The 11,971-nt window shown below is 39.7% G+C and carries 9 protein-coding genes; 4 read left to right on the forward strand and 5 right to left on the reverse strand.

Annotated elements, in window-relative coordinates:
• Positions 1 to 251: 251 nt before the first annotated feature.
• The gene (locus tag AN213_RS16215) at positions 252 to 1,910 is read left to right on the forward strand and encodes a P-loop NTPase fold protein (protein WP_055199152.1); all 1,659 of its coding nucleotides are present in this window, start codon (positions 252 to 254) and stop codon (positions 1,908 to 1,910) included.
• Positions 1,911 to 2,940: 1,030 nt separating this feature from the next.
• The gene (locus AN213_RS16220; RefSeq protein ID WP_055199153.1) at positions 2,941 to 3,843 is read left to right on the forward strand and encodes an alpha/beta fold hydrolase; all 903 of its coding nucleotides are present in this window, start codon (positions 2,941 to 2,943) and stop codon (positions 3,841 to 3,843) included.
• Here the strand turns inward: AN213_RS16220 and AN213_RS16225 are convergent.
• From AN213_RS16225 to AN213_RS20105, 3 genes are all read right to left on the reverse strand, one after another.
• Positions 3,806 to 5,260, reverse strand: a complete 1,455-nt coding sequence (locus AN213_RS16225; protein ID WP_055199154.1) for a sulfotransferase — start codon at positions 5,258 to 5,260, stop codon at positions 3,806 to 3,808. The genes AN213_RS16220 and AN213_RS16225 overlap by 38 nt on opposite strands.
• A gap of 145 nt (positions 5,261 to 5,405) precedes the next feature.
• Positions 5,406 to 7,991: a TonB-dependent siderophore receptor gene (locus AN213_RS16230; RefSeq protein WP_055199155.1), complete on the reverse strand. Its 2,586-nt coding sequence runs from the start codon at positions 7,989 to 7,991 to the stop codon at positions 5,406 to 5,408.
• Positions 7,992 to 8,288: 297 nt separating this feature from the next.
• Positions 8,289 to 8,441: an oxidoreductase-like domain-containing protein gene (locus AN213_RS20105; protein WP_082401749.1), complete on the reverse strand. Its 153-nt coding sequence runs from the start codon at positions 8,439 to 8,441 to the stop codon at positions 8,289 to 8,291.
• A gap of 106 nt (positions 8,442 to 8,547) precedes the next feature.
• Between AN213_RS20105 and AN213_RS16235 the strand changes: the two genes are divergently transcribed.
• Complete coding sequence (locus AN213_RS16235; protein WP_054563995.1) at positions 8,548 to 8,958, forward strand: hypothetical protein; 411 nt, start codon at positions 8,548 to 8,550, stop codon at positions 8,956 to 8,958.
• 88 nt (positions 8,959 to 9,046) lie between these two features.
• Positions 9,047 to 10,408, forward strand: a complete 1,362-nt coding sequence (locus AN213_RS16240; protein ID WP_054563996.1) for a M17 family metallopeptidase — start codon at positions 9,047 to 9,049, stop codon at positions 10,406 to 10,408.
• 1 nt (position 10,409) lies between these two features.
• Here the strand turns inward: AN213_RS16240 and AN213_RS16245 are convergent, their stop codons facing one another.
• Positions 10,410 to 10,796, reverse strand: coding sequence for a VOC family protein (locus AN213_RS16245; RefSeq protein WP_055199156.1), 387 nt, complete (start codon positions 10,794 to 10,796; stop codon positions 10,410 to 10,412).
• A gap of 71 nt (positions 10,797 to 10,867) precedes the next feature.
• The gene (locus AN213_RS16250; protein WP_055199157.1) at positions 10,868 to 11,941 is read right to left on the reverse strand and encodes a ketoacyl-ACP synthase III; all 1,074 of its coding nucleotides are present in this window, start codon (positions 11,939 to 11,941) and stop codon (positions 10,868 to 10,870) included.
• Positions 11,942 to 11,971 lie beyond the last annotated feature (30 nt).

Consider the following 11,971-nt stretch of genomic DNA (forward strand, 5'->3'; position numbering starts at 1 on the left):
TCGTCGCTTATTTTAACCAACTATTATTTGCCTCTTAGTGAGGCGTTTCCAACGGCGGCTTCTGGCACCGAGTTGTCCTTCGTCTCTAACGAGTTTTTATCCATCGACGAGTTATAAATATAACTCGCCTTTGCCCCAAAATGAGCTCAGCTAGCTCACTGTGGAAGTTATTTCAACCATCATTTGACCTAGTTTTTGTAATGTGGTTTGCTAAATCAAATCTACATGAGATATTGGGTTTAAGGCAATAAATGAGTAACTTAGCAAAGCAAATTAATGATGTGTTTGAGAACTGTTCTCTTGCGCCAATTGTTCTGTTGGATGGTGCTTGGGGAGTTGGCAAAACTCATTTTATAACTAATGAATACAGCACACGCTCAGATCAGGATTGCTTACTAATATCGGTTTTAGGTATCCAATCGTTACAGCAGTTTCACGAGAAGCTAATAGGAAAATACTTATCTTTAGCTAGCAAGTCTGAATCAGACACTGCAGCAAATACAGTGAGTATATTCTCAAAAGCTGTTAGTGCATTTGGTGATGCTACAAAATCCAATCAATTGATTGAGTCACTATCTGGCTTAGTGAAACAATCCATAATTTCAAAAATTAACGATGTGACAATTATCGTTGATGACCTTGAACGTATTGAAGACCGCTCTCTAGCATCCCTTATACTTGGGGAGCTATATGACATGTGCAATTCCGCAAGCAGCATTAAAGCAATAGTGGTTATGAATGATTCGAAGTCATCAGTCAGTAAATCTCTTATCGAAAAGGTAATTTGCTGGAAATTTAAGTATGAGATCTCTAGTGAAAATGCATTCGATATTGCTTTCGGAACTTTAGATGTTTCCCCTGACATTCAACGTTTTATGATTAAACGGTTAGACGAGATACATCCTTTGAACTTACGGGTACTTATAAGGCTAAGTGACAGGATGAAACAGGTATCTAGAATGCTAGACACTATGGAGGATGAAATTGATGTCGAGAGTTCTAAGCAAACGCTTTTCCATAAAATGCTATTCCTCTCTTTTTTACATCATCAACAAGATCAAGGTTTGGATGAAATAGTTAAGCAAATCAATATTATATATATGCCTGATGAACAAGATGAACGCCATCCATTTTATAAGCAATACATATTTCATAATGAAAGCACTTCATTTATTGAGTTTACACTTGGCTGTTTATCGAGACCATTGCGAGATTCTGACCTACATAATCTTCACCCAAAAACCAATGAATTATCAGATTTCATTCATGCGAAAAGGTTAAGTCGGTATTCTGATGAAGAGCTTGAAGTAAAAATATCAGCTTTGATTGATTATGTATCGAATGAAACTAACCCATCGCTGAGTTTATGGTATAGCGCTGTTAACTTTCTTGCCTATTTATACTCATTAGGTGCATCTAACGACCAACGACTGTCTAATATTGTCAACATATCTCAAGAAAGGCTTGAGCACATAACACCATCAGAAGAACGACATTTTCATACTTTTACTTGTAATTCTGGTTTACCAAAACATATCGACGAGTTGAGAGTATATTTCAAGGAAAAAGAGAATAAAGATAATCATACTCAACTTATCGAAGAGATAGTTAGTTCAAAATGGATCGAAGTTGACAGTAAAGCATATACGCATGCAACTAATTGTCAGGAACCACTGACTTTAAAGGCGGAAGATTGGCTTGAGGCTATTAGCAAATGGGATAATCATGACCTAGAGCTATTTTGGGATTTCTGTATGGAGGTTCATCGAGTCAGTAGCCTCGACCACTTTTTTGGCAATGACAATAGAGAGCAATTACCAATTCTACTGAAGTCACAGTTAAATTCGATGACTCCGTGCTTACGTAAGGGATTACTTACAAGAATTTATAATTTGTTGTCCGCAAGTTAAGGTTTCAGGGTTGGGGTTTGATTGGTAACTTGAATATTTTGAGTTAGAAAGGTTATTTGACACATTATGCATATTGAAGATCGTAACAAGTTTTTGTCCAAAGATGGGTTATAAAAATAACTACCCCAGAACGAGTTAACGTAAATGCTCTAAAGATCTATTTTCAGAGGTAGCTAAACATTGAGGTTCCTTCTTGAGCGTTTTGTTACGGATCGACCTTTATCAACAACTTTGTGCGCACAAGTCGCACCTCTAAACTCTTGGTTCCATAGTCCAAAGGATATTTGCTTGATGTTCTTAACTGAAAATAATTCGTAATGATTTGTATATTTGGATGATATGTGAAGTTCGAATTCAAGAAAGCTCCGGTAGGTTTATTTTTAAATCCAGAAGCTTTCTCATTCAGTATTTTTTGAATATCTAAGCCTAAATAACATTTTTATTTTTCGGTTCAATGCTCCATTTTTTCAGAATATTGATGAAGGTCTTTAAGCCTACTAGAGAAAGTTTTTCGTCAGAAATCATCGTTACTGGTTAGTAAAAGAAATACTAAACTTTGATATCTTAAAGATATTAATAAACCTAATTTATGCCTAATAAAGCAAGCAATAAATCATATAATGCCTACTTTATTGTGCATTGTGATTGCTAGAACTTATAACTGAAGCTTACGGAAAATGTTTGTTGGTTAGGCATGCCCTCACGTTTCGTTTTGGTATTACTTACATATATTTTGTGTCTTTATCAATAAAGACATCAGCCCCGAAACCATAGAAATCATCAAACAAACTTTTTCAGCACAATTTCATAGCTTTTCGTTAGTGATCATTTAGCCAAAGGCTCCTGCAAGTCGAACGTCTAACATTAATGAAAAATGGCTCTGCATTGGTGTTACTATTTTATCAAAATCTCATCGTGCCTGAGATTCTCATTTTGAATGGCAATCGCCACGCCAAAAACTTGCTTTGCAGAAGAGACTGGCGTAATTTAACACTGGTACGATGAGTCTATAAGAATAAAAAGGTCAAAAGTGACGATTAAACAAGAATCGGTGTTTATTAAACTCGCCGAAAGCCAAACCTTACATTTACGCCGTATTAGTAAGACTGATGCGAAAGGCCCTGCGGTGTTTTTTATGCATGGTGCCGTTGAAAATGGCAAAATCTTTTATACCCACAGCAATAAAGGTTTAGCGCCATTTTTAGCTGAGCATGGCTATGTTTGCTATGTGGCAGATTTACGTGGTCGTGGTGAGAGTAAACCTGCGATTTCAAAGCATGCAAAGTATGGTCAAACCGAGGCTATTTTAGAAGATATCCCTGCATTTTTAGATAAAATTAAGCAGCTTGAAGGCGAGCCTGCGCGTTATTGGGTGGCACACTCATGGGGCGGGGTGTTAATGAACAGTGTGTTTGCCCGTTTTCCTGAGTTGATTGATGATGTGAAAGCCTGCGGTTATTTTGGTTCTAAACGGTCTTTGTATAACCATCACCCAAGCAAGTATATTCAAGGTAATTTGATTTGGTATGGTTTGGCGCCATTAGTTGCCCGTAAGCATGGTTTTGTGCCGGCTAAAAAACTGAAATGGGGCAGTGATGATGAAACCCGTAAGTCACATTATCAAAGTATGCAGTGGGCTAAGCGTAAACCTTGGGTCGATACTGACGATGGCTTTGATTACGCCAACGCATTAGCTGATAAGGCACTACCGCCCATTATGCATGTGGCAGGTGTTAAAGATAAAGCCCTATGCCAGCCGATTGATATTGAAAAGTTTATGGAAGAGTCGGGCATCGGCAAGCAAACGATGACCATTTATGGGCGTAAGTTTGGCCATAAGGTCGATTATGATCACATAAATATGCTTACTCACCCACAGGCGCGTTTTGATCAGTTTATTGACTTGTTGAACTGGTTTGAGACTCACGCATAAGCGTGTGCATTGCGCTCTCGTAGCGTTTGTATTTCTCTAATGCTTTATCAGTTAACGGCTGTCTTACAGCCGTTTTGCTGAGCGTTGTCACCGGTTTTTTTGACTTATAAAAATCTAAAAACTGTGTACTGTACTCAATGTTTAAGAACTTACACAGGGCTGTTAGTGTTTGTTCGCTGTCACTGATAAGTGCTTCATAGCTTAAATCAAAAACCGCCTCTGGCATCACGTTTTGCCAATGCTCCATTAACTGCTGATACAAATCATAATACTGTTTAAACTCTGGGAGTGAACAAAAATAAGGTTCGTTTTCAGCAAAATAGTTGCTAAAAACTGACCAAGCAATTGCATTATACTCGCGCTGCATATTAATAAACTTGGCGTTAGGAAAGAGTAAGTAAATCAATCCAAGTGACTGATAGTTAGCAGGTAGCTTATTGATCATAAAGGGGCGCACAACTGGCGCTTGCTTTATTCGTTCAATATAAATATTACGGGCATTGTTAATTAGCCCTTGGTTTAGCTCTGCTAAGCAATCTGGGTAAGGGAGCTGTGTTTGTTGTTCAAGGTATGCAACAACCTGATTGCTGATACTGGCATCTTCGCCAAGGCTGGCAAAATCATCATGGCTTGCCAGCATTTGCTCTACCAGCGTTGAGCCACTTCTTGGCATACCAATAATAAAAATGGGTGTAATTGTGCCGGTGAATGTTTTGTCTCTGGCATCAATTAGTTCAGCTGTATTTTGCTCTATGATGCGCTGATAAAAAGGCACTAAGTCACGGGTTTTAAACTGCGTGAGTTTTGTTTGTAGCTTATTAGCTAGGCTAAAGTAGTTAAAAGCTTGTTCTGTATCATTTAACTGATCGTAGCTTTTACCCAGTGCATAATAACACACCATTTTTAAGCGCAGGTTATTGGTCAAAGTTAAAAATTGGTGTAGCTCATTTATGTAATTTTGTTCATTGTTAAAACGACCAAACTGCACTAACTCAAATAAAATGTACGCCTTTACAGGGTAATTTCCCATACCAAGGGCATGCTTTAAAATACCGTAGGCTTTGCCTAACTCGCCATAGGTTAAATAATGTTGGGCAAGATAGTAGTGTGGCTCAGGGTTGTGGCTGGCAATTGATTTTGCATATTCGAGTACGGTTAAGGCATCTTGTGGTGAATGCACGCCATTAAAAGCATCGGCAAGAGCATGGAGCGGTTCAAGCATATGAGGTAATCGTTCACAGGCTCTTTGTAGAAGGTAAACAGCAGCATCATAACGTTCTAAACGCAGTGCAATACGGCCCAATCCAAATAACGCTTCGCCGTTTTCAGGATCTGAATCGAGAATGGTTTTAAAATGAAACTCGGCCTCTTTAAGCTTGTTTTCATTCAGTAGTTGATTCGCTTTTTCTAACAGCATAGGAATGGCGGGTTATTTGTTATTTTTATTTACTATAAAACGAAAAAGGCGAAATGTCTTTCGCCTTGGTTAACTATAAATATCCAGAATAAATCCGGGGTATCGACTTTCTAGGTTGATTGTTCAACCTAGAAAGCTGTTCTATTTAGAAAGTATACGTAGCTTTCACGTAATAGAAGCCGCCGTTGATACCATATGGCGACGTTTCGTAGTATTTACCACCCCAGTTGTTATTAGGGATGTCAGTACTGTCATAGAAATCAAGTTTCTCTGCTTCTTGGTCGAATAAGTTGGTCGCACCAACAGAGAAGCTAAGCTCTTCAGTTAGGAAGTAAGTTACTTCTGCATCAATCGTTACTGCAGCATCAGCTGTTTTCGCTGTTGCATCGTAATCTACGTGTACGCCTTGGTATTCGCCATAGTAGTTAACACGTGTAAATGCAGAGAAATTCTCCCACTGTTGTGCCCAGCTAAGCGTTGCACGGTGATTTGGTAAGTCATTTTCTAAACGACTTACTTTAAACTCACCAGTAATGTCTGTTGACTTAGTTACTTCAGTGTCGTTCCAGTTGTACGCTAAGCTGAATGTTGAGCTACCGCCTAACAAATCAGTTGAGTAGTTAGCTACAGCATCAACACCTTGCGTTGTTGTATCGAAGTCATTCGTGAAGAAGCTTACTTGCGCTAAGTTTTGTACGTTTGGTACGCCTGCTGCTTCAAGTGTGTCTTTATCAGCTTGGCTTAACTCAATTTTATCTGATTGACTGATACGGTCATCAACTTGGATGTTGTAGTAGTCAACTGTGAAGAATAAGTCACCAAGTGTCCAAACTGCACCAAATGTATAGCTTTGTGATTCTTCAGGTTCAAGCTCTGTACCACCTAATTGCACAGCAATTGGGTTTGTTGGTGGTAAAAGTGCTGAGTCAACAAGTACACCGCTGCTTAGGTTTGTTTGAACGTTACTTACATTTGCTTGACCAACAGTTGGTGCACGGAAACCTGTACTGATTGAACCACGAATGTTTAAGTCTTCAGTTAAGTGGTATTGACCAGTTAACTTGTAGTTAGTTGTTGAACCAAATGAATCATAATCTTCATAACGTAGTGCTAAGCCCATTAGGAAGTCTTCTGTGAATGGTGCTTCAACATCAACGTATGCAGCATAGTTACGACGTGTATACTCGCCCGCATCAGATGGTTTGAAACCAGGGAAACCATTTGAACCGATACCAAAACCTTGTTCTGTTAGTGGGCCAGCTGTGAAAGACGCTTCGTCACCAGAAACAACTGTGAATGTTTCTTCGTGCCATTCTAGACCACCGGCAACGTTTACATCGTAAGCTAAGCCAAAGTCAAAACCTTTTGATAAATCTGCATTAAAGTTTTTCTCTAACTGTGAGTATTTACCAGGGCTGAAATCGCGCGGGCTTTCTGGACCTAATGACGCATTAATTGTGTCATAGATGAAGTAACGAGATTCGTTGTAACCAACTGTACCGCTTAAGTCATAGTAAGCACCTTCAAGGAAACCAGAAGTAATTTCACCTTTAGTACCAATTGTTAATGCAGTATCTGTGATGTTACCACCGAAGTTAGGTGTAAAACCGCCCGGGAGCATTTCGTTAAATGCAAAACAGTCTGGGTTGTTAGCAACACCATTGATGTAATCTGGGTTATCTAAAACGTTATCATCAATCATGATATCGTCAGGACAGTTACCGCTCATATCGCCAGTTAAATCACCAACAAGCAGTGTTTCACCGCCGTCATTTGAGTAAACACCTGGGCGAGTGTGTGGGTTACGATAGTAGAAACCACCACGTACGTCACGCTCAGAGTAGTTACCAAACATGTAGAATTCAGATGAGTTGCTTAACTCAAGACCAATGTTACCAAAGATTGTAATATCATCATCAACTTCAGGTGCACCCCAAATTTGTGCTAAAGAAGATACTTCAGGTACACCTGCTGCGTTAAGTGCCGCCGCATCAGGGCGTTGTACTGAACGGCTAGTTGCATCAGCTGTTTTATATTGGAAGCTTAAGTTAGCAAAACCACTATCGGTAAATGGTAGACCCACGTTACCTGAAATTTGTGTTGTATCGCCATCACCTTCGTAGTATTCGCCTTGACGAATTTCGAATGAACCACCTTCAGAGGCATCTTTTAATACAAAGTTCATTACACCAGCGATTGCATCAGAACCGTATTGTGCCGCAGCACCGTCACGAAGTACTTCTACTTGCTTTAGGGCAATACTTGGAATAACTGAGATATCAGCACCTTGAGCACCATCATTGATACCACCACCTAAGAAGGCAATAACTGATGCGCGATGACGACGTTTACCATTAACAAGTATTAATGTGCTGTCAGAAGGAAGACCACGTAAGTTAGCAGGGCGTACAAGTGACGCTGCATCACTAATTGGGTTTTGGTGAACGTTAAAAGAAGGAACCGAGCCTTTTAAAAGCTCTAGCATATCGGTGTTGCCGCCTTTATCTAGCTCTTCACCACCGATGATATCAATCGGTACTGGTGAATCGCCGATTGAACGTGGTGCTGAACGAGTACCTACCACGGCAATTTTTTCCACGTTTTTGTTAACTTTCGTTTCTTCTGCTGCTTGCTCTGCAGCAACAACTGAACCCGACACAAACAGGCCAGCTGTTGTTGTCGCTAAAGCAAATTTAATTGCTTGTTGTAGCGCATTATTTTTGAATTTCATTCCGACTTCCCCAGTTAGAATATTTATGATTATGTCACCGAAGTTAAATAATAAACTTGGTGTAAATCTCTTATACAGCCTGTAAATTTATTTTGCAAATTGTTAATGCGATGTTGTTTTTGGCGTTTTTATTTGCACGTTATTATTGTTTTTTTAATTATGTATATGAAATCAAAGGGGATAATTTATTCTTATTTTTTCTTTTAAGCGTAAGAAAGTATATAAAATATCTAAAAATATTTTAAAAAAGGAATTTTTTGATTGGTTTTTAAGCGAAATTGGATTTGGAACGGTCTATTAGGCTTGTTGCGGAATGTTGTTTAATTGCCATTGCTTTAATTTTTCTCGGTATTCATCCCAAACACATGGGCAACAACTACCACCACCACAACATTCATCTGGGGCCGGCTTTTGGGGTTTTGGCTCAGCCTGTTGTATAGGTGTGTTCATGTTTAATACTGAAAAATAATTACGAATAGAGTATTGAGAATAAAACAAAAACTAATATAAGTAAATTATGCTTTGTGAACTTCACATGCTGTGTGAAAATAACCAAATGCGATTATACAAAGTTATTCATCGAGCCCCATTCAGAGTGGCTAAAATTACCAAAAAGCGTCAGACTCTACGCTTCAAGCGCGCTATGGTAGCACTTAAAATCGCACTAGCCCAAGAAAAGCAAGAAACAAAAGAGATGCTTCATATCTATAGGCGATACACCCAAGGCCAAGCTACTAAAGAAGAATTGCATACTGCCAATGAGCAATTTTTAGATATATTAAAAGGACTCGGTTTGGGCGTATTTGCTGTATTACCTTTTGCCCCAGTGACAATTCCTTTGGTTGTAAAACTGGGTCAATGGGTTGGTGTTGATGTGCTACCTAGCTCATTCAATATCAATAAGTCGATTAAAGAGATTGATCAACAAGTAGAAAAAGAAGAAAAAGAGAAGCAAAACAAAGACTGATTAGGTTTTGCTTATCTGATTTTGCCTATACCTTTTGTATCAAGATATTGGTATGCTTAAATACCTTTTCTTTATATCGAGTCGTTTAATGAGTTCATTAATTCGTCATTCTTCTACGGGAATTCCCCTGTCATTTATTGCTAAAGCTGACCTATCAACGTGGTTAACCGAGCAGCCGCAAGCCTTACAAAATTGGCTAACAAATTGTGATTTTAAAAACAAAGGCATGGCCTTAATTGCTGATAGTGAAACCGGTTCACTTGAGCATGTGTATTGTTTAGTTAATGATTTACAAGACTTTTGGTTAGCGGGTGACTTATCAACAAAACTGCCAGCAGGTTGTTATCAAATTCAAGGTGATGACAAGTTTGTAGAACAAGTAGCGCTGGGTTTTGTGTTAGGTGGTTACGAGTTTAGTGAATATAAAGAAAAACCATCGCCACGTGCCACTCTAGCCATTAAAGATGAAAGCTTAGTTAAGCGTTTATCGCAGCATGCAAGTGCCATTAATTTAGTGCGTGATTTAGTTAATACGCCTGCTGCAGATATGATGCCGCAACACCTATCACAAGTAATGGCTGATTTAGCCGACACCTTTGATGGTGAGTTTAGCGAGTGGGTTGGTGATGAATTATTAGAGCAAAACTACCCAACAATTCATATGGTTGGTCGTGCGTCTGAGAATAAGCCTCGCTTACTTGATTTACGTTGGGGCGCAAAAGATGCTCCACAAATTACATTAGTTGGTAAGGGTGTTTGTTTTGATTCTGGTGGTTTAGATTTAAAACCAAGCTCAGGCATGCGAAATATGAAAAAAGACATGGGCGGTGCCGCGCATGTTATTGGTCTTGCGCAGTTAATTATGGCTGCCAACCTACCAATTCGTTTACGCGTATTGGTACCTGCAGTTGAAAATGCGGTTTCTCGAAATGCATTTAGACCGGGTGATGTGATCAAAACTCGCAAAGGGATCACAGTAGAAATTGATAACACGGACGCTGAAGGTCGTTTAGTGCTGTGTGATGCACTTGCTGAAGCACAAAACGATAACCCTGATCTTATCGTTGACTTTGCTACCCTTACTGGTGCTTGTCGTGTAGCCCTAGGTACTGAATTACCGGGCTTTTTTGCAAATAACCGTGATGTTGCTAACAAATTGATGGATGCAGGCGAAAGCTGCCATGATCCTGTATGGCAACTTCCGTTATTTGATCAATATAAAGCATTATTAAAAAGTGACGTAGCTGATATTGCTAACTGTGCTTCCACTCCTTTTGGTGGTGCGATCACTGCAGCTCTTTACTTAAAAGAGTTTATTGAGCCAAGCACTCCTTGGGTTCACTTTGATGTCATGGCTTGGAATCTACGTGCATTACCGGGTCGCCCTACAGGTGGTGAAGCATTGGGTATTCGCGCTGTGTTTAATTACCTACAAGATCGCTTCCAATAATCTAGAGTTGGTAAAGCTCTAAAGGTAAATCATCGGGATCGGCAAAAAATGTAAATTGCTTCCCGGTGATTTCATCCACTCTTATTTCTTCAACCGAAATGCCTTGTTGTTCTAAGTACTGCTTAGATTTTGCAATATCAGCAACTTTAAACGCCAAATGGCGTAGCCCTTGTGCCTCGGGATAGCTTGGTCTTTGTGGTGCTCCAGGAAACGAAAATAATTCTAATTGGCTACCATCAGGAAGTGCTAAATCTAATTTATACGAGTCACGTTCAGCACGGTATAGTTCGTGGATAATCGGCAGTTTTAATACTTCATTATAAAAATGCTTTGATTTTTCATAGTTGCTACAAATGATTGCAGCGTGATGTATGCCTAATAATTCCATTATATAGTCCATTTTTTGCTCATAAAAAAACGCGGACTAAGCCGCGCTTTTCTACTAAAGAGTGTCGAGAATTACTCTGCCGCTTTACATGCTGCAACAGCTGGTGCAACAAGTTCAAGGCCTGTTTTATCACATTCAGTTAAAGCTGCATCAGACACTGCAATAGGTGTCACGCGCTCGCCCCATTTAATGTAACTCGCCGCCCAAGTTAAACCAGCGCCAAAGGCTGCTGACATAATGTTTGAGTTTGGCTTGATAAGGCCTTGCTCAACAGCTTCACAAATTGCAATCGCAATTGTTGCAGCAGACGTATTACCATAGTCGGCAATGTTTACCATTACTTTTTCATCAGCTACTTTCAAGCGTTGCTGAATCGCTTGGATAATACGTAAATTTGCTTGGTGAGGAACTAATACGTCAATGTCATCAAGCTCTAACTGTGCTTGATTCAGTACGTCGTCACAAGCTTCACTCATACCTTTAACAGCACGTTTGAAGATCTCGCGACCTTCGAATAATAAGTTAGACGGGCCAATTGGCTCGTACTTATTTAAATCGCTACCAAAGTTTTCGATGTGTAAGATATCGCGATCTTCACTATCACACCCGGTTTTAGTTGCAAGTAAACCAGATGGTGTATCTGAAGCTTCTAATACAACCGCACCTGCACCATCACCAAATAATACAGCACTGTCGCGACGCGCCCAGTTGATGTACCAAGTCATGCGCTCAGCAGCAATAACGACCGCTTTTTTGATCATACCTGCGCGAATTTGTGCCGTTGCTGCTTGTAATGCATATAAAAAGCCTGAACATGCAGCGTTAGTATCCATTGCTGCTGCGCCAACCGCACCAATATTTTTCTGCACTAAAGAGGCCGTATTTGCCACCATAGTTGATGGTGTACAAGTCGCAAGAAGCACAAGATCAATGTCTTTACCATCAACACCAGCACAAGCAAGCGCTTGCTTTGCGGCAACGGTAGCTAAATCGGCAGTAGAAACATGGCTGACACGGCGAGATTTGATGCCTGTACGTGTTGTGATCCATTCATCATTGGTATCAACAATATTGCTAATTTCATCATTGCTGATGCTTGCTGGTGGTATACATTTACCCCAGCCAGTAATTTGGGCATAAGACATAATGTGTTCTCTTTATGTGGTCAGACTTGT

Source organism: Pseudoalteromonas sp. P1-8, from assembly GCF_001399985.1.
Lineage (GTDB): Bacteria > Pseudomonadota > Gammaproteobacteria > Enterobacterales > Alteromonadaceae > Pseudoalteromonas.

Excerpts from the sequence above, each read along its gene's own strand:
- AN213_RS16250 (WP_055199157.1), bottom strand. The coding sequence starts at position 11,941 with ATGTCTTATGCCCAAATTACTGGCTGGGGTAAATGTATACCACCAGCA.
- AN213_RS16240 (WP_054563996.1), top strand. The coding sequence starts at position 9,047 with ATGAGTTCATTAATTCGTCATTCTTCTACGGGAATTCCCCTGTCATTT.
- AN213_RS16235 (WP_054563995.1), top strand. The coding sequence starts at position 8,548 with ATGCGATTATACAAAGTTATTCATCGAGCCCCATTCAGAGTGGCTAAA.
- AN213_RS16215 (WP_055199152.1), top strand. The coding sequence starts at position 252 with ATGAGTAACTTAGCAAAGCAAATTAATGATGTGTTTGAGAACTGTTCT.
- AN213_RS16245 (WP_055199156.1), bottom strand. The coding sequence starts at position 10,796 with ATGGAATTATTAGGCATACATCACGCTGCAATCATTTGTAGCAACTAT.
- AN213_RS20105 (WP_082401749.1), bottom strand. The coding sequence starts at position 8,441 with ATGAACACACCTATACAACAGGCTGAGCCAAAACCCCAAAAGCCGGCC.
- AN213_RS16225 (WP_055199154.1), bottom strand. The coding sequence starts at position 5,260 with ATGCTGTTAGAAAAAGCGAATCAACTACTGAATGAAAACAAGCTTAAA.
- AN213_RS16230 (WP_055199155.1), bottom strand. The coding sequence starts at position 7,991 with ATGAAATTCAAAAATAATGCGCTACAACAAGCAATTAAATTTGCTTTA.